At 34.2% G+C, this 20,529-nt stretch carries 19 protein-coding genes; 4 read left to right on the top strand and 15 right to left on the bottom strand.

Annotated features, from left to right (window positions below):
* The first annotated feature begins 347 nt into the window (after positions 1-347).
* Positions 348-1,406, top strand: a complete 1,059-nt coding sequence (locus BLT04_RS02195; protein ID WP_089753244.1) for a 3-oxoacyl-ACP synthase III family protein — start codon at positions 348-350, stop codon at positions 1,404-1,406.
* A gap of 17 nt (positions 1,407-1,423) precedes the next feature.
* Here BLT04_RS02195 and BLT04_RS02200 read toward each other — a convergent pair whose 3' ends face one another.
* Entirely contained in the window at positions 1,424-2,368 is a 945-nt protein-coding gene (locus BLT04_RS02200) for a beta-1,6-N-acetylglucosaminyltransferase (protein ID WP_089753246.1), read from the bottom strand.
* A gap of 481 nt (positions 2,369-2,849) precedes the next feature.
* Here BLT04_RS02200 and BLT04_RS02205 point away from each other — a divergent pair, with 481 nt between their 5' ends.
* Together BLT04_RS02205 and BLT04_RS02210 are read left to right on the top strand one after the other, a co-directional pair.
* Positions 2,850-3,581, top strand: coding sequence for a DEAD/DEAH box helicase (locus BLT04_RS02205; protein ID WP_089753248.1), 732 nt, complete (start codon positions 2,850-2,852; stop codon positions 3,579-3,581).
* Positions 3,582-3,665: 84 nt separating this feature from the next.
* Entirely contained in the window at positions 3,666-3,860 is a 195-nt protein-coding gene (locus tag BLT04_RS02210; RefSeq protein WP_089753250.1) for a cold-shock protein, read from the top strand.
* A 221-nt stretch (positions 3,861-4,081) separates the two neighbouring features.
* Here the strand turns inward: BLT04_RS02210 and gwsS are convergent, their stop codons facing one another.
* The 4 genes from gwsS to BLT04_RS02230 all read right to left on the bottom strand — a co-directional run bounded on the left by gwsS (position 4,082) and on the right by BLT04_RS02230 (position 7,596).
* Complete coding sequence (gene gwsS, locus BLT04_RS02215) at positions 4,082-5,173, bottom strand: grasp-with-spasm system SPASM domain peptide maturase (protein ID WP_089753252.1); 1,092 nt, start codon at positions 5,171-5,173, stop codon at positions 4,082-4,084.
* 276 nt (positions 5,174-5,449) lie between these two features.
* Positions 5,450-6,262, bottom strand: coding sequence for a hypothetical protein (locus BLT04_RS02220; protein WP_089753254.1), 813 nt, complete (start codon positions 6,260-6,262; stop codon positions 5,450-5,452).
* Positions 6,246-7,289 (bottom strand): hypothetical protein, encoded by a 1,044-nt coding sequence (locus tag BLT04_RS02225; RefSeq protein ID WP_089753256.1) that lies wholly within the window; start codon positions 7,287-7,289, stop codon positions 6,246-6,248. The genes BLT04_RS02220 and BLT04_RS02225 overlap by 17 nt, the downstream gene beginning before the upstream one ends.
* 55 nt (positions 7,290-7,344) lie before the next feature.
* A complete protein-coding gene (locus BLT04_RS02230) occupies positions 7,345-7,596 on the bottom strand; it encodes a hypothetical protein (RefSeq protein ID WP_089753257.1) in 252 nt (83 codons plus the stop codon).
* A gap of 133 nt (positions 7,597-7,729) precedes the next feature.
* On the opposite strand from BLT04_RS02230, the gene BLT04_RS02235 reads away from it, so the two are divergent.
* Entirely contained in the window at positions 7,730-8,104 is a 375-nt protein-coding gene (locus tag BLT04_RS02235) for a helix-turn-helix transcriptional regulator (RefSeq protein WP_089753259.1), read from the top strand.
* A gap of 57 nt (positions 8,105-8,161) precedes the next feature.
* Here the strand turns inward: BLT04_RS02235 and BLT04_RS02240 are convergent, their stop codons facing one another.
* From BLT04_RS02240 to egtD, 10 genes are all read right to left on the bottom strand, one after another.
* The gene (locus BLT04_RS02240) at positions 8,162-8,533 is read right to left on the bottom strand and encodes a response regulator (RefSeq protein WP_089753261.1); all 372 of its coding nucleotides are present in this window, start codon (positions 8,531-8,533) and stop codon (positions 8,162-8,164) included.
* Positions 8,534-8,571: 38 nt separating this feature from the next.
* The gene (locus tag BLT04_RS02245; RefSeq protein ID WP_089753263.1) at positions 8,572-9,144 is read right to left on the bottom strand and encodes a chemotaxis protein CheB; all 573 of its coding nucleotides are present in this window, start codon (positions 9,142-9,144) and stop codon (positions 8,572-8,574) included.
* 10 nt (positions 9,145-9,154) lie between these two features.
* Entirely contained in the window at positions 9,155-9,985 is an 831-nt protein-coding gene (locus tag BLT04_RS02250) for a CheR family methyltransferase (RefSeq protein WP_089753266.1), read from the bottom strand.
* A complete protein-coding gene (locus BLT04_RS02255; protein ID WP_317040679.1) occupies positions 9,986-10,330 on the bottom strand; it encodes a response regulator in 345 nt (114 codons plus the stop codon).
* A 36-nt stretch (positions 10,331-10,366) separates the two neighbouring features.
* Entirely contained in the window at positions 10,367-13,975 is a 3,609-nt protein-coding gene (locus BLT04_RS02260; RefSeq protein WP_089753270.1) for a response regulator, read from the bottom strand.
* 5 nt (positions 13,976-13,980) lie between these two features.
* The gene (locus BLT04_RS02265; protein ID WP_089753272.1) at positions 13,981-15,456 is read right to left on the bottom strand and encodes a hybrid sensor histidine kinase/response regulator; all 1,476 of its coding nucleotides are present in this window, start codon (positions 15,454-15,456) and stop codon (positions 13,981-13,983) included.
* A 160-nt stretch (positions 15,457-15,616) separates the two neighbouring features.
* A complete protein-coding gene (locus BLT04_RS02270; protein ID WP_089753274.1) occupies positions 15,617-17,182 on the bottom strand; it encodes an ABC transporter permease/substrate-binding protein in 1,566 nt (521 codons plus the stop codon).
* Entirely contained in the window at positions 17,179-18,096 is a 918-nt protein-coding gene (locus tag BLT04_RS02275; RefSeq protein ID WP_089754193.1) for an ABC transporter ATP-binding protein, read from the bottom strand. The genes BLT04_RS02270 and BLT04_RS02275 overlap by 4 nt, the downstream gene beginning before the upstream one ends.
* A 5-nt stretch (positions 18,097-18,101) precedes the next feature.
* A complete protein-coding gene (egtB, locus tag BLT04_RS02280; protein ID WP_089753276.1) occupies positions 18,102-19,274 on the bottom strand; it encodes an ergothioneine biosynthesis protein EgtB in 1,173 nt (390 codons plus the stop codon).
* Positions 19,275-19,296: 22 nt separating this feature from the next.
* On the bottom strand, positions 19,297-20,280 hold the full coding sequence (egtD, locus tag BLT04_RS02285) for an L-histidine N(alpha)-methyltransferase (RefSeq protein WP_089753278.1): 984 nt from the start codon (positions 20,278-20,280) through the stop codon (positions 19,297-19,299).
* Positions 20,281-20,529: the final 249 nt, after the last annotated feature.

Consider the following 20,529-nt stretch of genomic DNA (forward strand, 5'->3'; position numbering starts at 1 on the left):
ATTTGAAAATTTAATGTTAGTTGATTTAAAGCTAGCAAAAAAGCAAAAACAAATATATTTTGCTCATAATTCTTTCCAGGTAAAAAAAATTAATAAACGGTTTATATTTTAAATCTTTAAATTTAAAAATCATGGAAATATTTTAATTTTAAAGAATATATTTCAAAAAAACTTCGTGTAAATGGCATTTTAAAGCGAATCTTTTTTAAAATAGGCTTATCATAATCGGCAGGCTGCAATGATTAACATAACAAAAATCTCCTATAGAAATGACATCATTTACGTGTTAATCATTATATTTACCGAATTATTCGGAATTCGTAAAGATCTGAAAATAAAATTTTAAGATGACTAGCAAAATTATTGGTGTAGGCAATTACATCCCATCAGAAACTATTGACAATTTATTTTTTGATAAACATATTTTTTTTAATGAAGAAGGATTAGTTTTAAAAGAAAACAATGCGTCTATTACCGACAAATTAAAAAAAATTACCGGCATTGAAGAACGCAGGTACGCCAGCAGTGATCAGGTTACTTCAGATTTAGGATTAATTGCGGCTCAATCTGCCATAGAAAATGCAGGAATAGATCCCGAGACTTTGGATTACATCATATTTGCGCATAATTTTGGTGATGTGCGTCTGGGAACTGTACAGTCTGACACGGTTCCGAGCCTTGCAGCGAGAGTAAAACATTTATTAAAAATCAAAAATAATTTCTGTGTTGCTTATGATGTTCTTTTCGGTTGTCCCGGCTGGATTGAAGGGGTGATTCAGGCGAATGCTTTTATAAGATCCGGTATTGCAAAAAGATGTCTGGTTATCGGTGCAGAAACACTTTCCCGCGTCGTTGACATTCACGACAGAGACAGTATGATCTATGCAGATGGCTCCGGTGCGGTTATTTTGGAAGCCAGTGATGATAATTCCGGGATTAAATCTCATTTATCAGCATCTTATACACTTAAAGAAAAAGATTTTTTATACTTCGGAAAATCATATAATACCGATACCTGCCGCGATACAAAATATATCAAAATGGATGGCCGGAAAATATATGAATTTGCTCTTATCAACGTTCCGGATGCGATGAAGCAATGTCTTGATAAAAGTGGATATACGATTGACCAATTGGACAAAATTATCATACATCAGGCCAATGAAAAGATGGATGAAGCCATCGTCAGCAGATTTTATCAGCTGTATGGCACTACGCCTCCTGAAAACATTATGCCAATGGTAATCAGCAAGTTAGGAAACAGCAGTGTGGCCACAATACCTTCTTTGCTTACAATGATTTTAAATGATGAGCTGGAATTGCATAAAATAAAGAAAAATGATGTAGTTTTATTCGCTTCTGTGGGCGCAGGAATGAATATTAATGCTATTGTTTATAAATTTTAACGACAAAAAAATTAAAATTAATTATTTTGGCGCTTATTTATTTTTAATTCTTTGTCAATTTCGTCAACCTCGGGTAAAGGTAAATGATAGCTTTCTTCGATATATTTCACAATACTTTCATCGGTTTTGTAGTTTAAGTTTTTGACAAAAAAATAAGTATTGGATTGTAATAATTCAATAAAAATCTTTGGATTTTGCTTTTTAATTAATGGCTTTTCAATAATTGCTCTTTTGTCATCATTAATAATTATATCGCTAAAAGAAGTATTCATAAGAACCGTCTGGAAGAATGACTCTGCAGGCAGAAAAGTATTAAGATAAAATTTTTCAAAATCAGTAACTTTTTCATTATTTACAAGAAATGAGCAGGTTTCGCGTGTAAAAATCACCCATTTCCCACCAATATAAGGAGTTACATCTTTCATAAATTCTCTGTCGGAGATTAAAGATGAGATTTTATATGATAATTCCGTAAAGTAATTTTCTATCCTTTGAAGTGTATCAGGGCGGTAAAATTTCTGATCGTAGTAAAAAATATAATTCCTGTTTTTGTTAATACTAAGGAATTTTCTGATAATATTTTGGGATTTTAACGGATAATCTTCACCACTTAAATTAATAAAATAATCCCATTCGGAGCTTACATTTAATAAAAATTCTATGGCGTTGAGCTCCGCCTGTATCATGCTGAATCCTCCATAAACAATATTTGTGCTTTCGAGAATATAGGCATTGGGAAACCGGATCAGGTATAACTGAATCTCCTCCGTTATTTCCAGACTTGCCTTTCTGTCAATGTGAATGAGGTAAAATTGATCTCTCGCATAAATTTTCTGAAACATTTCCTTAAAAACTTCAGGCTTATGGTGCACCATGATAAAATAAGCAATCCTCACGTTGGGATTTGTGCGGGAATCTAAAGTTTGTGTCTCAGGATAGGTCGTAGGTAAAGAAGTTTGCATATCTTTTCGGGATTAAAATTATCCGCCAGATGCAAACAATTCGGTTAACGTGCGGAAGCTACGAATATATTTCTGATAATCAATAAATTAAATTCAGTTTCTTTATTGTACATTTGCAATGCATTTATAACAGACCATGTTTTTTGCTAAGTGTGAACACTTTATAATTTTCTGACAAAGAATTTAAATAGCAAAGACAAGTATGTTTACTCCTAAAATTATATTTTTTCCATTGTGTAGAAGTAAAAGTTTAATGAGAGTACGGGTTGAAGAAAGCTCTTACCTTATAATTGCGAAGTGCAATTGCAACGTTGAACAATTCTTATTTTAATAATAAATTGTCACAGTGGAAGCAAAATAAATTAAATGAATAGAAAATAAATTTTTTCAGGTTTATTCATCCTTTTCATATACCATACATCAAAAATTCAAATTCTGAGAAGAATTTGCTCAGAAAACCCGAGAACAGGTATAACTATCAATGAGTTTTAAAAGTTTAAATTTAATAAATCCTATTATCCGCGCCGTTACTGAAGCAGGATATTCAAAACCTACGGAAATACAATATGCTGCGATTCCACATATTCTGATGGGTAAGGATATTATTGGATTTTCACCGGAAGGCTCAGGTAAAACAGCGGCATTTGCCATGCCGATTCTTCAATTGCTTAAAAAAAATACACCACAACATAACGAAATACGAACTTTAATTTTAACTCCGACCCGTGAGCTTGTTGTTCAGATCGAAGAAAATATTAAAGTCTACAGCAAATATCTTCCATTATCGCAGCTTTCACTTTTTGATGAATCTTCATCGCAGGGAAGTCAGTTTGCGGATCTTAGAAAAAGAGTGGATGTGCTTATCGCAACACCGGGAAGACTGCTGCAATTAACCAATCAAAGGCATATTGACCTCTCCAAGCTCGAAATTCTTGTATTGGATGATGCAGATAAGCTGCTCGAAATGGGATTTGCGGAGGACGTGAAAAAAATCATGAAAATGGTTTCTCCGAAAAGGCAGACATTGTTTTTTTCCACAACAATGCCGGTAGATATCAGAAAATTCGCTGAGCCTCTACTTAATAATCCCGTGGAAATTATTTCTTCAACAGAAACAAATCAGCAATCTGTGTATTTTGCTAAAAAAAAGGAAACCGCAGGTTTTAAAATACCTGTCACAAAACCAATTAAGACATTTCAATACACAATCTAACAGAAAAAGATATCGGGATTTAATGGTTAAAAACATCAATTCCGATTAATTAAATAGTAATAACAATTTTTTAATAATAATACAATGCAACAAGGCACAGTAAAATTTTTCAACGAAGCAAAAGGCTTCGGATTTATTTCTCCAGCAGACGGAGGTAAGGACATTTTTGTACATTCTTCAGGATTAGATACAAGAACTATTCGTGAGAACGACAAAGTAACTTTTGAAACTCAACAGGGAGACAGAGGTTTAAATGCTATTAACGTAAAGTTAGCGTAATCCATTTGAACACTGAATTATAAATTGATACGTGAGATTGATCTCAGCTTGAAAAAGCGACAGGTTATCACCTTTATTTACAGATCTATAAGCAACACACCAAATTTCAATATAAATTTATCTCTTATAGCTCAATTTCCTGACGGAAGATTTTTAAAGGAATCACATTAATTATATTCAATATCAAAACATAAGGAGACTATATTTAAAATGTAGTCTCCTTACTTTTTATGTACAAGCTCCTGCATTCCATAATGTCTGAGAGCTTTTTGTTTAAGAGGATTTGTACTCCATTCTTCCCATTCACCGGCATAAGGGTTATATCCACACTTTAAAGGCTTGGATGTATCTAGTCCTTCGTTATCATGAGTGCGTTCTGTATAAGCTCTGCAATCTGTACAGATATATCGAAATTCACAATCTTTGCAGACTTCTATATTGTCTTTAGTGAGATTCCAGTATTTTTTAAAATCCTTATGTTGTAAAGCTTCTTCTAAAGTTGTGTCTTTTATATTTCCAAAACTTTGGGGCATTGACGGGCAGTTTTTAATGTTTCCGTTAGCATCAATTGAAATCTTTTTATGAAGGCAGGAGTTGTGGTGTTGTGATTCTAAATAAAAATTACGACTAAGATTAACATTTTTTAAATCAATTAACCCACAACTTAAAGGAATTTTAATTTCGTTTTTAATAAGGGTTAAATAAGTATGATCTAATGTTTGAAAATCCTCCTCATTGGATGAATGCAAGATGAAGTGGAGAAATTTATCTGAAACCCCGTAATGATTCTCTTTAATAAATGAAAACAGTTGATAACCATATTTTACAATAATTGAAATTTCATTTATATTAGAATCATTAAACTTCTGTATTTTAGTAATTATTTCTGTTATTTCGTTTACTTCCAATCCTTCTGAAAATCTAATTTGTAAGTATTTAATTTTTAAACCACAAATTTGATGTACTAACTTATCATCAAAAATATCAGAATTATTAACATCTAAAATTAAATAATCAACATTGGAAGGAGTTTCTTTGAAAACAGATATACTTTGAAAACTTAATAATTCTTTTTTAGAACATACAAGAATTCCTAAGTTATTATCTAAAATGAAGTTAAGATATTCTTCTAAGGTTTCTAAGCTGTCATCATCTAACTGTTTTTTTAATACAGAATAATTTTGCTGGTCATTTGATAGTAAATCAAAAAAAGCATTCGGAATTAATTGTAGAAAACCTGTATTGGTGTCAAAAATAATAGACCTTTTTGCACCTTTAGTAATTTTGGTTGAATCAAATAATTTTAAAAACATGTCTAATATAAGAGGGAATAATGTTTTGATGAACGGAAAACTTTCGTTTTATTGCTTTTCTTTTCTGTATTTTTAGAATATTTAACCTCAGAAATATTATTACTTTTTTTCCATTCTTGTATTGAAAACTCAATTCCTTTTAAGTGTAAATTATCTTTGTCTTTCATAATAAATCTGCAATATATTTTTCTATCTGATAGTTTCCATAATAACTGACCTGATGAAACTGTCCTAGTGGATTTACTTCTAAAAAATAATAATTATCGTCTGATTTTATTAATCTATCGTACCGCATTTTAGATCCAGTATTTTTGACATCTTATAGATCTTTCTCTGTATCTCAATTGGAAGCTCACAAGGAAGATATTTTTTGTCACTGTCCTTTATATTCCTAATGTCAATATTCTCTGAAAAATCAAAAGTAGCAATTGCCCAAATCTTTTTTTTAAAGAAAAACACCCTTATTTCGTATGTCCTATTAATTTTTTCTTGAATAAGAGATGGTATAATATTTTCTTTTTTATCCTGAATTTCATCAAGATTTATTTCGTGAGTATAGTTTAAGTACAATTCATTTTCAATAAAGATAGGCTTCATTTCGGAAACGGCTTTTGTTATATATTCTTTAGAAGTATCAATCTTTTTAAAATCTTTTACCTGTGATAAAATATAAGTATCTGCTATTTTTAAGCCTAAAGATTTTGCTAAAAATAGAACTTCTAATTTGTTTACTTCTTTTGTAAAGAGATTTCCAAATATATTTGCTCCGTTTATCTTTAAATAATAACAAATAAACTCTGTTATAGATTTAAACTCTGAATTATAAAATTCAATTAAATTTTTATCAATTTCTTCTTTGACTACATTGTAATAAATCCCACCATTTCTATAAAAAACTGATTTGAAATCCTTCAAATCATATTCTGTATCATTTATGAAAATTTTAAAAATATTATTAGTAAGGTCAAAAAATACTTTTGTGATATGTTGATTTTCATTTAACCGGACAAATTCTTTATTTTGATAAGACAACCAAGAGCATATTTCATCGATCATAGTATCATTATCAACACTAATGAGTAATATCATTTAATTTAATTAAATACTTTTTCATATTTTCAGCATCACTATCATTCTTCAACTGAAATCCCTCTATTGAAATACTTGTGAAAACGTAATCTTTATTATTTAAAAAGAAAATATTTTTACGAACTTCTTCTTCAGTTGTTGACAACCCTATCAATTTTCTTTTTCGATTGATCTCATTTATTTTAATACTTACTTTTGCCGCTCTTTTTTCAGGCAAAATTGCTTCAGATATATAGCAACAATCAATTTTGCCATTGTTTATAGAGAATTGATAAATTTTAAAAAAAGAATAATTGTTTGTCGCGTTATTTAAATCAAATAATTGTCCCGCAATATCAGGTCTTATCTTTCCTTTATTTAAAGCCTTTACTATTTCATCAGAAAAATTAACCTTCTGACTACTGTAAAGATTACTTGCTAATTGATGCCAAATAATAAAATAAAAATTTTGATAGAACATATTATCCGACGAAGCCAGTCCAATATTATACTCATTCGGAAATCCTTTTTTTTGTATTAGTTTAAGCAAACTAGTAGACGCAATACTGTCATTTTTAGTAAGTTCTTTTTTATAAGCCTGATAATTTCCGTTAGACAACTTTCTGTAATATTGATCAATTTTATATAATGAATCTAAATTCTTTTTATACTTCAAGTCTATAGTATTCTTACAGGGTACTGTTTTAAAGTTTTTAGAATCTTTAAAATTTTCAGCTAAAAAATTATCACTAAAGTTTTGTCCTAAACATTTTAGAATTTGATAACTTTTATATGCAGTTTCCAAATCTTTTGTTTTTAAACCTACGTTCATGCTGTTTTGTAAATCTTTTGCATGAGGATATTTAAATTCTTTAAACGCTTCTTTATATAGATTATTAGCACCCGTTAGATCATTAATGATAATCTTATTTTCTGCCTCATTCGTTAAAGCATAATATTTAAGAAGGTGTTTGTCTTTTAATTCAAATCCCTGAGCTTTCGCTACAAGGTTAACTATAAAAAATAGAAATATTAGTATTTTTTTCATTAATAATTGATATATTATAAATGAGAAGTACTGGTACTTCTCATTTATTTAAAATTTAGTTACAAGGTTTATTTATTGGATATGTTCCATTATAACCCATTGCTCCATTATGAAAATCTAAATCACTGGTATAACCTGTACATACACATGCACCTCCGGGACCTGAGGGCAGTTCAACTTCTCCACCACCAGTAACTGATGGATCTAATCCTAAACTTGGTTTAGCCGGACCTCCTTGCCCTCCAAAAACATTTACTAATTTTTCATTTTCAAGCTGAAAGCTTACTAATTTTTCTAATTTTTTCATTTGTCCTGTTTTTTTATTTATTTGACGATTCAAAAATATCAAACACGTTTGAAATAATTTCAAGGTTTTTATGTGAATTTTATGTGAATTCGGCACATAAATAATATATTTGCACTAACACAAAAAAGATACAATGGTAAAAGAAAAACTGATTAAAGCGAGAAAAGCAAAGAAGCACACTCAGGAAAACATGGCAAAAATATTACATATGACTCAATCACAATACCAAAGAAGAGAAAAAGGAGAAATCAAAATCTCAGATGAAGAATGGGAACATATGGCAAAAGCATTAGATACTAATGTAGAAGATATTAAAGAAGATGATTCTTCAATACATCAGGTTAATAATTATGACAATCAATCTGGAAATTATTCAGCAAGTAATAATTATTTCTACAATATCCCTGATTTTGTCCTTGAAAATCAACAAGATTACATTAATCTCTTGAAAAAGGAAATCCAGGAGTTAAAAGAAGAAATTATAGCCTTAAAAGCTCAGAAAAAATAAATTCAATATCAAAACATAAGGAGACTATATTTAAAATGTAGTCTCCTTACTTTTATACTAAATCTGCTCTTCAAGATATTTGGCAACTTTTCCTTCCAGATCATCCAGATTGAATGGTTTTGCGACATAATCATCTGCCTGGGCCTGCTCAGCCAAAGCCACAATATCGTTATTTGCCGTCACATAGATTACCGGAATAGTACTAAACTCTTCATGGCTTTTCAGAAGGTTTGTCGCCGCAACACCGCCTATATTCGGTATCCAGTTATCCATTAAAATAACATCCGGCTTAAATTGAGTGACCTTTTCTATTATATCATGCGATGTTTCTGAAATTTCGACCTGATAACCATTTTCCTCAAAAATGATGGTAATAACTTCCAAAATAGTTTTATCATCATCAAAAATCAAAATTTTCTTTTTACTCATATAAGTTATATTTAAATCTTACGTTCCTTTTTTTATAATTAAAGACCATTAATAAAATCAGCTAAATTGCCTGGTGTAATGATCTGATCACACGTAATTTCATTTATGGCATGTTGCGGCATATAATTTACCTCAGCCGTTGCCGGATCCTGAATCCAGACTTTGCCTTTATTTTTTTTGATGTAGGCCAGGCCTTCCACTCCATCAGCATTTGCACCCGATAGCAGAACGCCGACAAGGTTTTCACCAAAAGTTTCCGCTGCGGATTTAAAAGTTACGTCAATCGACGGTCTTGAATAATTCACTTTCTCTGAACTGTCCAGAGACATTAATTTTTTACTTTCAAACAACAAATGATAATCTGCAGGAACGATATACAGCTTATTGTTTTGAATCTCCGTTTTATCCTCAATCTCAATAACTTCCATACATGAAAACTGCTGCAGCAAAACAGGAAGAATATTGGTGGAATGCGCCTTGCGGTGGAGAACCAGCAGAAGAGGAAACGGTATTTCAAGATTCAATTTTTTAATCATCTGCAAAATAACCTGCAGACTGCCCGCAGACCCTCCTATCACGATTAATTCTGTATTTGAGCTTTCAGTTTTCATGGTTATGCGATTAATTATGATCTAGCTTTTTCCAGATCTTCTGATCTTCGATCTGATGATAATTTTTATCTAATTTAGAAAATCTTAGTGTTTCTTTCGCTCCTAAAGCCAAAAACCCCAGATTTTCAAGGCTATTATCAAAAAGACGAAAAACACGTTCCTGTAATCCTCTGTCAAAATAGATCAATACATTACGGCAGATAATTAATTGAAAACTGTTGAACGAGCTGTCAGAAACCAGATTATGAGTAGACAAAATCAATTTTTCCTGTAAGCTTTTATCAAATCTTACACTGTCATAATTCGCTGTATAATAATCTGAAAAATCTTTTTTCCCCCCAGACAGAATATAATTTTCAGAATACAGCTTCATCTGCTGCAACGGGAAAACGCCTGATCTGGCCGTTTCTAACACCGAAGGATTAAGATCCGTTCCGTAAATGAGTGATTTATCGTAAAGATTGGCTTCTTTTAGTAAAATCGCCATCGAGTACGCTTCTTCGCCTGTCGAGCAGCCCGCCACCCAAACCCTGATCAACGGATATGTTCCCAATTGCGGCAATATTTTTTCCCTTAATGTTTTAAAAAATTGAGGATCACGAAACATTTCTGTTACATTTACTGTAATTTCTTCTACAAAACGTTTGAGATACTCCGGATCATTAAGAATCGTATAACGCAATTCTGCAAAACTGGTAAACCTGTCAATCAGGCAGATACGATTTACCCTGCGCTTAAAAGAAGCCCTGCTGTATTCGGAAAAATCGTAGCCATACATGTCATAAACATCTTTTATGAGGTATTCTACTTCTTCGTCTTTTACGATGCTTGGTTCTAGCATTTAGGATAATTTTTCAATAGCATTTATTAATTGATCAATGTCTATAGGCTTTGATACGTAATCCTGTGCTCCCGCGTCAAGGCTTTTCTGACGATCTTCGGGCATCGCCTGTGCCGTAACGGCAATAACAGGTATTCTACTGATTGATGGTGTATTACGTATGATTCTGATCGCTTCATAGCCGTCCATTTCAGGCATCATCATGTCCATAAGAACAACATCTATTGCATTATCTTTCTGCAGCATCTGTATCGCTTCGCGGGCCATTGTACAGCTTTCAATCTGATAACCTCGAGACTTCAAAGTTAATTTGAGCGCAAATATATTCCGTGGATCATCGTCCACAATTAAAATTTTCTTATTCATCAGGATTAAAACTGTTTAACTTTCATATAACCAAACACGCAGCAAAGAGACCAGCTGATCAATATCCACGGGTTTTGAGATGTAATCCGACGCTCCTGCCGCCATACATTTTTCACGGTCGCCAATCATCGATTTTGCAGTAATAGCGATAATCGGAAGCCTTGTAAACATCGGTGTTTTACGAATTTCCTTAATGGTTTCATAGCCATCCATCTCAGGCATCATCATATCCATCAAAACAACATCAATATCCGGATTTTCTTTCATTCTTTCCAATGCCTGCTTACCATCCATTGCCAGAACGACCTCAACCTTATATTTTTCCAAAGCTTTTGTTAAAGAAAAAATATTACGCACATCATCATCTGTAATCAGAATCTTTTTGCCGCTTAAAACTTCCGTTAATGAACCTAAGACTTTGTTTTTAATAGTTTCAGAACCGTTTTTCTCTTCAACCAGATGCAAAAATAAGCCTACCTCATCCAAAATTCTCTGATAAGAATGTGCTGTTTTTACAACAATAGAATCCGCATATTGCTTGATCTTCAGCTCTTCTGCCTGCGTTAAATGATGTCCTGTAAAAATAATGATCGGCAGATTTTCAAGCCCTTCATAACTTTTGATTGATTCTACGATCTTATATTCTTTTCCTTTTGAGGCTCCGATGTCTAAAATTACACAGTCAAAATCGTCTCCGATTAAGGCTTTTACACAATCTTCAACATTATTTTCTACAGATAACGAGATGTTAAAATTGCTTAGGAAATAGGATAATGCGCTGGCATGCTTCGCATTTTCTTCAACAATTAAAACCTTTTGCGGAGATTTTCTGAGCGCCTCTTCGATTTTCCTGAAAATATCTGTCATCTGATCCAAAGCCACCGGTTTATTAATAAAATCAATTGCTCCTTTCATCAGACTTTCCTTTTTTACATGTAAAACCGACATCATATGTACGGGGATATGTCTGGTTTCGGGCGTCGATTTCAGCTCGTCCATCACTTGCCAGCCGTCTTTTACAGGTAACTGAACATCAAGCAAAATAGCCGACGGATGATACTGGACGGCAGCAGATAACGCATGATCGCCTCTTACGGCAACTATGCCTTTATAATTCTGTAAGCGGGCATATTTCAGAAGCGCTTTGGCAAAATTAATATCATCTTCCACGATTAATATTACCTTGTCATCTTTTGTAATGTTTTCACGGTCATCTTCCACATTTTCCGGAATTCCTAAATTATTAGCAGGCAGTGTATATTGTACATCGCCGTCTTCCAGGATATTTTGAATTTCTTCGACATCTTCGCGAATAATTTCCATCAGGTGCTGGTCTGTTTCAAGCTGAACCGTTTCAGATACTGCCTTAACAGGAATAATTAAGCTGAATTCGCTTCCTTCGTTTACTTTGCTGGTAAGGGTCAGTTCGCCACCCAATAATCTGGCAATTTCACGGCTGATTGATAAGCCTAAACCGGTTCCGCCAAATTTTCTCCGTGTAGAGCCGTCCGCCTGCTGAAAGGCTTCAAAGATAATTTTTTGCTTGTCTTCTGCAATTCCGATTCCGGTATCTTTTACACTGAAAATGATAAAATCATCATTTTTCGGATCTTTTTTAATATTTAAGCTAATGCTTCCTTTCGTCGTAAATTTTGTCGCATTTGACAGGAGATTTCTTAAAACCTGATCTACGCGGAGACGGTCTGTTTCAATGTTTTTTTCAACATTATCTTCTATTTCAATATTAAATTCAATTCCTTTTTCTTTAACAACGGGATTAAACAAGTTTTTCAAATCTTTTACCACATCATCGATCACCACATTTTCGTATTCCAGGGTCATTTTACCGGATTCTATTTTGGCAAGATCTAAAATTTCGTCAATTAAAGTTAATAAACTGCTTCCTGAGCTTTGGATAACCTTTGCAGATTCAATCTGATCTTCATTGAGGTTTTCATCAGAATTTTCAGCCATTAAACGGGAAAGAAGCAATATTGAATTTAAAGGCGTACGCAATTCATGCGACATATTGGCCAAAAATTCGGATTTATATTTGGTGCTTAACGCGAGCTCTTCTACTTTTTTCTGAATTTCATTGTTGCGCTCGGCGATCATATGGTTTTTATCTTCCAATAATCTTGAGCGTTCTTCTAATTCAGCATTGGCCTGCATAAGTTCTTCCTGCTGAACTTTCAATTCTTCCTCCGAAGCCTGCAGCTTTTGGGTCTGCGCTTCCAATTCAGTATTAAGATTTTCCATTTCAGAATGCTGCACCTGTAATTCTTCTGACTGAGCCTGAGTTTCCTCCAGTAAATGCTGCTCTTTTTCTCGACCTTTTGCGGCATTTAAGGCAATACCGATATTTCGGATGCTTTCTGTGAAATATTCAATATGATCTTCATCAAAATTATCATCCTTACTTAGCTCCAGCACGCCAATATTGTACCCGTCAACAATAATAGGAATTAACATTATTGCGCTGATTTTCATTTTACTTCCCGCAAAAGTTACAGCAAAATCATCTTCATTAAGATCATTATAAACCTTTACTTTTTTCTGTATAAATGTCTGCCCGACCATTCCTTCTCCGGGTTCAAACGATTTTTTCATGGTATTTTCCAAACCGAAAGCCGTGTTTAGCTTTAATATTCCGTCGTCAACAAGGTACAATGCTCCATTGATGCATTTCCCGTATCCAATGAGCTGATTTAGGGATTCTTCGGCAACTTCTTTCACAGATTTATTTCCGACCAGAGATTCATTTAATAAAGCCAGACCTTTCTGACGCCAATCACTTTTATTGATCTTATCAAATGATTTTTTTAAAGAATCCGTCATATGATTTAAAGAATCTGCAAGGTCTCCAAGATCGTCCTGTGAATTATCAAGTGCTTTCTGGCTGTAATCACCATTTGCAACCCTGTTTGCAATTTGCTGAATCGCGCTTACACGTCTGCTGATCTCCAAATCTTTTGCTTTTAAAGCTCTTTCAAGCTTGTCTCTGCGAATTAAATCCGCCCGTAATTTAACATAGAAAAAGATGGTGACAACGATGGCTGCAATTGCCGAAAAAACAATAAACAACACCGTCGTGCCCGAAGAGCGGTTCAGATCTTTATTTTTTAATTCTAATTGATTTTCTTCATATTTTACAAAGCTGCGAACGATCTCACGGCATCTGTCCATATACATTTTGCTCGACAAAACCTGCTCCTGGGTCATAACGATTCCTTTTCGTCTGTTTTCTACAAAATGTTTCAGATTAGTGATGTTGCTGTTAACATTTTTTTCGAGGCTGTTTAACCGGTCAAGCTGGTTTTTATCTGTGATATCTAAAGCTTTTGCGGCTTCAATTGCTTTGGGATAATCCTTTAAGCTTCGGTTATATGGTTCTAAAAAGTTCTCTTTTCCGGTAAGCTGAAAACCTCTGTTCCCTGTTTCTGCATCTAAAAGTGCAATTAAAACATCTTTTACCGCGGTAATAGAACGGCGGCTTTGGGACAGACTTTCCCGGTGATCCATTTGGTTTTGAATACTTATGTAAGATGCTATTGAACTCGCAATTAAGATCAAAAGTGATAAACCAACTCCAAACTGAAGATTTCTTATGATTTTTTTCGGCATGAAAATTAATTTAAAGGTAAGGTGAAATAAAATGTAGATCCTTCGTTTACTTTACTAGAAACACCAATGCTTCCGTGGTGCTGCTTGATGATTTCGGAACAAATAAACAGCCCGATTCCCATTCCCTGAAACTGCAGCGAAGACTCTTCTACACGATAAAATTTATGAAAAACAGCGTCCTGCTTAAAATCCGGAATTCCGATCCCGAAATCGGTGACATTTACTTTTACTTCCTGCTCTTCCTCATCAACGAAAGTCGTTACAATGACCTGATTATTTTGAGGAGAATATTTAATGGCATTCGTTAAGAAATTAATTAAAACCTGCTCAATACGGATTTCATCAAGAGGAATCAGAATATCGGGCTTCATTCCGTGCCAGTCGATTTTTACCTGACGGTTTTCATGAGTCTGCAATATGGTGTCAATTGCATTCTGAATTACGTTTTCAAGATTCGTAGGTTTTTTATTGATTTTAAGCTTTCCGTTTTCGATTTTGGAAACGTCTAATAAATCGGTGATCAAGCTGTTGAGCTTTTCGATCTGATCCTGAACTTTTACCAGGAAATTGGCTTCCGCGCTTTCTTTATCAAGCTTTAATTTACGGTCCAGCAGCTGAACGTAAGCTTTAATGCTTGTTAAAGGGGTTTTAAGCTCGTGGCTGGCAATGCTCAGGAATTCATCTTTTTCTTTTTCTACTTTTTTCTGATCTTCAATATCTGTAAATGTTCCGACCCAGTTTTTAATGATATTTTCATCATAAACGGGCGTTACGCGTAATAAATGATACCGGTAATCACCTGATTCAAGGTTTTTTATCCTAACCTCCAATTCAAGCGCTTTACCCTTTTTCCGGCATCTTTCAAACTCTTCCATAATATTAAAATCATCAGGATGGGTTTCAGGGAATTCCTGTTCAGAATCGGAATATTCGTGCCATTTACGGTTGACAAAATCAACAGTTCCTTCTTCATTTAATGTAAAAGCAATTTGCGGCAGAGATTCGAGCATCAAATGAAAATGATCGATCTGGGATTTCATGGTGACCTGCGATTCCCGTCTTCCCTTCACCTCCATTTCCAGGCTCTGCTGCGTTTTTTTCATCGCAAGATTCTGCTCCTGAAGATTGTAAAAAGTTTTTACTTTAAGCAATAGAATTTCTGAATCAATCGGTTTTGTGACATAATCTTTACCACCTGAGGCATATCCGCGGGTTATAAATCTTTTTTCGGTATTTACGGCCGATAAAAATATGATGGGTATTTCCTTTGTTTTACTGTAACCGGCCAATGTTTCGGCCACTTCGAATCCATCCATATCGGGCATCTGCACATCCAGAATAATCAAAGCATAATTATTTTTCAATGCTTTTCCCAATGCCTCTTCCCCTGAGCTTGCTATATCTACCTGAAAATCTTTAGATTGCAATAATTTTTTCAGTGAATAAAGATTACTTTGATTATCATCAACAATTAATATCATAGAAACGTAAAATCAATAATTATTTATATTTACTTATGTTTCAAAAATACTCACAAATTTCGAAAAAATAGTTATTTTTTACCTGTTTAAATCGTTTCTTTTATAATTATAAACTTTTATATTTATTTTTAAGAAAAATATCTGCAAAACAGGTACCACATTAATTTGAATCAAGATAACTCTTAAGTTCTGATATGGTTTTTATGTTCAATTCTTTCGCTTGTTTTTTGCGCATCATCAAGGCATAAGAATTATTAAATCCGAGCGGTTTCAGCCATTGAATTCCGTATTGCTTTTTGAATTCTGAATTAACGTACTGGTAAGTTTTCTCAGCGCTTTGAGAAACGGTTTTAATAGTTTGTGCGGTCGGTTTTAATAAAACTAAAAGCCCGGTTCCTGTATATTCGGGATAAAAATCGATGGCGTCATTCATTAGAGCATCAAAACAGATTTTGGTTCCTCCCAAACCTGTTTTTGTTTCAACTTTATAATTGGTGTAGCCCTCAATCAGCATTTTGTACATTTCTGTGAGTATATATTGCTCGCCAAAAATCTTTGACCCTATTTTTATTGTTCCGGAATTTCCGTTTTGTGGATTTTTGTATAATTGAGTTTTAATTAAAAAATCTTTGGCAATTTTTTCCGGCGTTTGGTGGAGATAATCAGATTTATAATTTAAATCTGTCATGATTGAATCGTTGAATTTTCCCGCTAATAAATTCAGAGTCTGTTCCAGCTCAGGAAATTTCGACAATGTTTTAGTCTTAATAATCGGAGCCGCAAAATAGGGCGGAAATATTTTTTTATCATCATCTAAAACATACAAATCAAACGCTTTGATCCTACCGTCGGTAGAATATCCGCTGATCAGATCAAGCTCGCCTTCATAAGCTGCTTTGTACATTACGGCATCATTGACCACTTTAGGATTTGCATTTAATCCGTAAACAGAGCGCAAACCCAAATCACCGTCCTGTCTTCCCATAAATTCCGGGGTAAAACCTGCTTTAATCTTATTGTCTGAAACGGAAGTCAACAAATAGGCAATTCCAAGAATAATTAATATGGCGGGAACAATATATTTTAATTTTTGAAATAATTGATACCCTGATTTTTGTATAACGGCAATCGTCTGATCCAGCAAAACAGCCAATAATGCTGCAGGAATTGCGCCTGCCAAAATCATATTGGTGTTATTCAGGGAAATTCCGCCGAAGATAAATTCACCTAAACCTCCTGCTGCAACAAATGAAGCTAATGTTGCCACACCAATGTTAATTACAGCCGCGGTTCTTATTCCTGCAATGATAATGGGCATTGCCAAGGGAAGTTCAACCTTAAAAAGAAGCTGGCTTTTATTCATTCCCATCGCTTTTGCGGATTCAATAACGATTGGATTTACCTCTGTAATTCCTGTATAGGTATTGCGGATGATTGGTAAAAGCGCGTAGATCAGCAATGCGACGATGGCGGGTGTCGCACCAATTCCAAAAGCGGGAATCATAAAACCCAGCAAAGCAATGCTCGGAATGGTCTGTAAAATCCCTGCAACACCAAGAACCGAGCTTGAAAGTTCTCGTTTTCGGGCGATCAGAATTCCTAAAGGTACCCCCACAATAATCGCCAGAAACAATGACAAAAAGGTCAGCCCAAGATGCTGTACAACCTGAGTGAGCAACTTTTCCTGCTGTTCAGCGATAAACTGCCAAAAACTTTGCTGTATCATGCGATCTGTAATTTTCTGTATTCATTAAAAGCCCTGATCAGGTTTTCGTAATGCGCCGTATTTTTATGGTCTGAACTTAATTTTTGTAAAGCATTCCAAATATTGGTGTTTTCCGTAAAATTAAATTCATCAAATAATCTCTCTGAATTAAAATCATTAATATCTCTTAATGTCGCCACTTTATATTCCAATAATAATCGGTTTTCGGCGAAAAAATCTTTCACAAAATCATTTTCAGGATGATAAAGCATTTCTTTTGGAGTTCCTGTCTGAACAATCTTCCCTTTATCCATTAAGCAGATCCGATGTCCCAGCTCAAAAGCTTCCTGAACATCGTGAGTGACCAAAATAATGGTTTTATTTTTAAGCTCTTCCAATGATTTAAATTCTGAATGAATATCCGCTTTGGTGATATTGTCTAACGCGCCGAAAGGCTCATCCATCAACAAAATCGGTGAATTGGCGATCAAAGCCCTTGCAATGCCGACACGTTGCTGCTGGCCACCACTCAATTCGCTGGGAAAACGGGAAAGTACATCTTCGGAAAGATGAAGCTTATGTAAAAGCTCTTCTGTTCTGCTTTCTGTCTTTTTTTTGTCCCATTTTAGCAATTCCGGAACGACGGCGATGTTTTGTTTAATGCTATAATGAGGAAATAACCCGGAATGCTGCATGACAAAGCCAATTCCCATTCTTAATTCTTCTATTTTCTGATCACGGATATTTTTGCCATCAATCAAAATATTACCCGAATCGGCTTCTATTAAGCGATTAATCATTTTTAAGGTTGTTGTTTTTCCGCAACCGCTGGTTCCCAAAAGCACCAATATTTCTTTATCATGAGCCTGAAAAGAAATATTGTCAACTGCGGGTTTTCCGTTAAAATTCTTTGAAACCGATTCTACTGTGATCATTGGCATTATTTAGCTAATCTTATTCCTGTAAACTGCCATTTTAAGCCGGTTTGGAAAAAATTACGATAGGTATTTCTGCTGTGACCTGGAGGCGTTGCTTCGGAAGCGCCACGTAAAACCATTTGATTGACCATAAATTTCCCGTTGTATTCCCCGACTGCACCGGGTTCTTTTTTAAAATCAGGATAAGGCAGATAGGCCGAATTTGTCCATTCCCAGCGGTTTCCCCAATCAAAATTGTCGGATGCCACTTCCCATTCCGCTTCGGTTGGCAAGCGCATTCCTTTCCACGATGCAAAGGCGGAAGCTTCGTAAAAATTAATGTGACAAACGGCATCATCGAGATCTGCTTCCTGCAAACCATTTAAGGTATAATTCATCCATTTACCATCGATAAAATGCCAGTATAACGGAGATTTAGCGTTGTTTTGCTTCACCCAGTCCCAGCCTTCGGCGTGCCAATATCTGAAATCTTCATATCCTCCGGCTTCCATGAATTCTAAATATTCTCTGTTGGTAACCTGTTGGCTGGCGATTTCAAAATCATTTAAATAGACTTTATGCCTTCCCAATTCATTATCAAAACAGAAACCTTCTCCGTTAAAGCCAATTTCATAAACCCCTTCTGAAAACCTCACCATTTCTGTGTTTCCGGAATGTTTTTTCTGTACAATATCCTCTTTTTTATATACCGGAAAAAGTGGATTGTGGCCTAAAATATATTTGATATCTGTCAATAACAATTCCTGATGCTGCTGCTCGTGATTTAAGCCTAATTCTAATAGTGGCTCTATTTTTTCGGTCATGAATTCACTTTGAAGGAAATCTTTCATCTGTTCGTCGACATATTTCCGGTATTTGTAAATATCAGAAACCGAGGGACGGCTTAAATTCCCTCTGTCAGTGCGGATTACCCTTGCTCCGATCGTTTCGTAATAGCTGTTGAAAACAAAATTATATTGGTCATCAAAAACTTTATAACCGGGAAAATTAGGTTGTAAAATGAAAGTTTCAAAAAACCAGGTCGTGTGACCGAGATGCCATTTTGGAGGACTGACATCTACAATCGGCTGCACTACATAATCCTCGATTTCCAAGGGAGCGCATATTTTTTCTGAATGTTGACGAATGTCTGAATATTTTTTAACTAAATCTGTTGTTAATGTATTGGGCGTCATGTTTATCTGATTTTTAGTTAATTTATTTTACCTGCCATGCAGTATCTACAAACCATTTTTTTGAATCTTTAATTTCTCCGATCATTCTAAAACCAGATTTTTCTCCTAATTCTTTTATTTTTTCAGGGGAGAATTTCTGTGAAATTTCCATATCGATCAGCTCATTTTCTGAAAACGAAATGGTGTCATTTCCGATGTTGATATTCTGATCTTTAAGGCTTACCAAAAAACTTCTGCAGGCTCCGGTTAAGGGATCGTAGGTTTGATAATGCTGAAACTGTTCAAGATTAAAATCAGCACCAAGCTCTCTGTTGATGCGGGTCAGAAGATTAAGGTTAAATGCTGCTGTAATCCCAGCTTTATCATTATAAGCATTCAAAATTGTGTGCGGATTTTTCTGTAGGTCAAAACCAATTAAAACCACATCACCCGAAGCAAGATTTTGATTTAAATTAAAGCAAAAACTCTCGGCCTCCTTTAAACTCATATTGCCGATATTGCTTCCCAGAAACAGAATAACCTTTTTCCTTGAAGATAGCGAAGCGGCTTTCTGAAGCATCTCAAAGTACTCGCCTTCCAGAGAAATAATCTTTAAAGCAGGAAGCTCAGCATTTAGCTTTTCATTTAAAACAGAAAGGATATTTCCTGAAATATCGATGGGCATATAGGTGAAATCAGTTCCTTTTTCAATAAGATATTTGAGTAAAAATGTTGATTTCATGGCATCTCCAGCACCTAGCTCAATCAAATCAAAAGGTTCGTTTTCTGGGATAATTAATTGGGCAAGGTCTGCTGTTTTATTTTTAAATATATCCAATTCGCATTTGGTAAGATAATATTCCGGCATTGCCATTATTTTCTGGAAAAGACCGTCTCCTGTTTTATCATAAAAATATTTTGAAGACAATTTTTTAGGAATCCTTTTTAAGCCTTCCAAAACATCTGACCGGAAATTATCCATTTGATAATTTTCAATCTTTGAATCTGGATTTACCTGTACATTCATATGTTTTAATTTGTGTGGTTTTTAGGTACTACAACTTTCTTGCCGCCGGATATTACTTTCTGCAAATTGTGTAGATTCTTTACTTTCATTAAGATTAAATATACACTAAATCTGGAATTTAATTGTGTAATTTTATTCATTACTCTTAAAATCCCGGAAAAAATTTATGATATCTGAACAAAAAAATAGCCTTCCATCCGAAAAGCTATTTCTTTTTTATCATGCTTGTCGCGTTTTTTCAATAATGTA

Source organism: Chryseobacterium soldanellicola (genome assembly GCF_900100115.1).
Classification (GTDB): domain Bacteria; phylum Bacteroidota; class Bacteroidia; order Flavobacteriales; family Weeksellaceae; genus Chryseobacterium; species Chryseobacterium soldanellicola.

Excerpts from the sequence above, each read along its gene's own strand:
- BLT04_RS02195 (WP_089753244.1), top strand. The coding sequence starts at position 348 with ATGACTAGCAAAATTATTGGTGTAGGCAATTACATCCCATCAGAAACT.
- BLT04_RS02200 (WP_089753246.1), bottom strand. The coding sequence starts at position 2,368 with ATGCAAACTTCTTTACCTACGACCTATCCTGAGACACAAACTTTAGAT.
- BLT04_RS02205 (WP_089753248.1), top strand. The coding sequence starts at position 2,850 with ATGAGTTTTAAAAGTTTAAATTTAATAAATCCTATTATCCGCGCCGTT.
- BLT04_RS02210 (WP_089753250.1), top strand. The coding sequence starts at position 3,666 with ATGCAACAAGGCACAGTAAAATTTTTCAACGAAGCAAAAGGCTTCGGA.
- gwsS (WP_089753252.1), bottom strand. The coding sequence starts at position 5,173 with ATGTTTTTAAAATTATTTGATTCAACCAAAATTACTAAAGGTGCAAAA.
- BLT04_RS02220 (WP_089753254.1), bottom strand. The coding sequence starts at position 6,262 with ATGATATTACTCATTAGTGTTGATAATGATACTATGATCGATGAAATA.
- BLT04_RS02225 (WP_089753256.1), bottom strand. The coding sequence starts at position 7,289 with ATGAAAAAAATACTAATATTTCTATTTTTTATAGTTAACCTTGTAGCG.
- BLT04_RS02230 (WP_089753257.1), bottom strand. The coding sequence starts at position 7,596 with ATGAAAAAATTAGAAAAATTAGTAAGCTTTCAGCTTGAAAATGAAAAA.
- BLT04_RS02235 (WP_089753259.1), top strand. The coding sequence starts at position 7,730 with ATGGTAAAAGAAAAACTGATTAAAGCGAGAAAAGCAAAGAAGCACACT.
- BLT04_RS02240 (WP_089753261.1), bottom strand. The coding sequence starts at position 8,533 with ATGAGTAAAAAGAAAATTTTGATTTTTGATGATGATAAAACTATTTTG.
- BLT04_RS02245 (WP_089753263.1), bottom strand. The coding sequence starts at position 9,144 with ATGAAAACTGAAAGCTCAAATACAGAATTAATCGTGATAGGAGGGTCT.
- BLT04_RS02250 (WP_089753266.1), bottom strand. The coding sequence starts at position 9,985 with ATGCTAGAACCAAGCATCGTAAAAGACGAAGAAGTAGAATACCTCATA.
- BLT04_RS02260 (WP_089753270.1), bottom strand. The coding sequence starts at position 13,975 with ATGCCGAAAAAAATCATAAGAAATCTTCAGTTTGGAGTTGGTTTATCA.
- BLT04_RS02265 (WP_089753272.1), bottom strand. The coding sequence starts at position 15,456 with ATGATATTAATTGTTGATGATAATCAAAGTAATCTTTATTCACTGAAA.
- BLT04_RS02270 (WP_089753274.1), bottom strand. The coding sequence starts at position 17,182 with ATGATACAGCAAAGTTTTTGGCAGTTTATCGCTGAACAGCAGGAAAAG.
- BLT04_RS02275 (WP_089754193.1), bottom strand. The coding sequence starts at position 18,096 with ATGATCACAGTAGAATCGGTTTCAAAGAATTTTAACGGAAAACCCGCA.
- egtB (WP_089753276.1), bottom strand. The coding sequence starts at position 19,274 with ATGACGCCCAATACATTAACAACAGATTTAGTTAAAAAATATTCAGAC.
- egtD (WP_089753278.1), bottom strand. The coding sequence starts at position 20,280 with ATGAATGTACAGGTAAATCCAGATTCAAAGATTGAAAATTATCAAATG.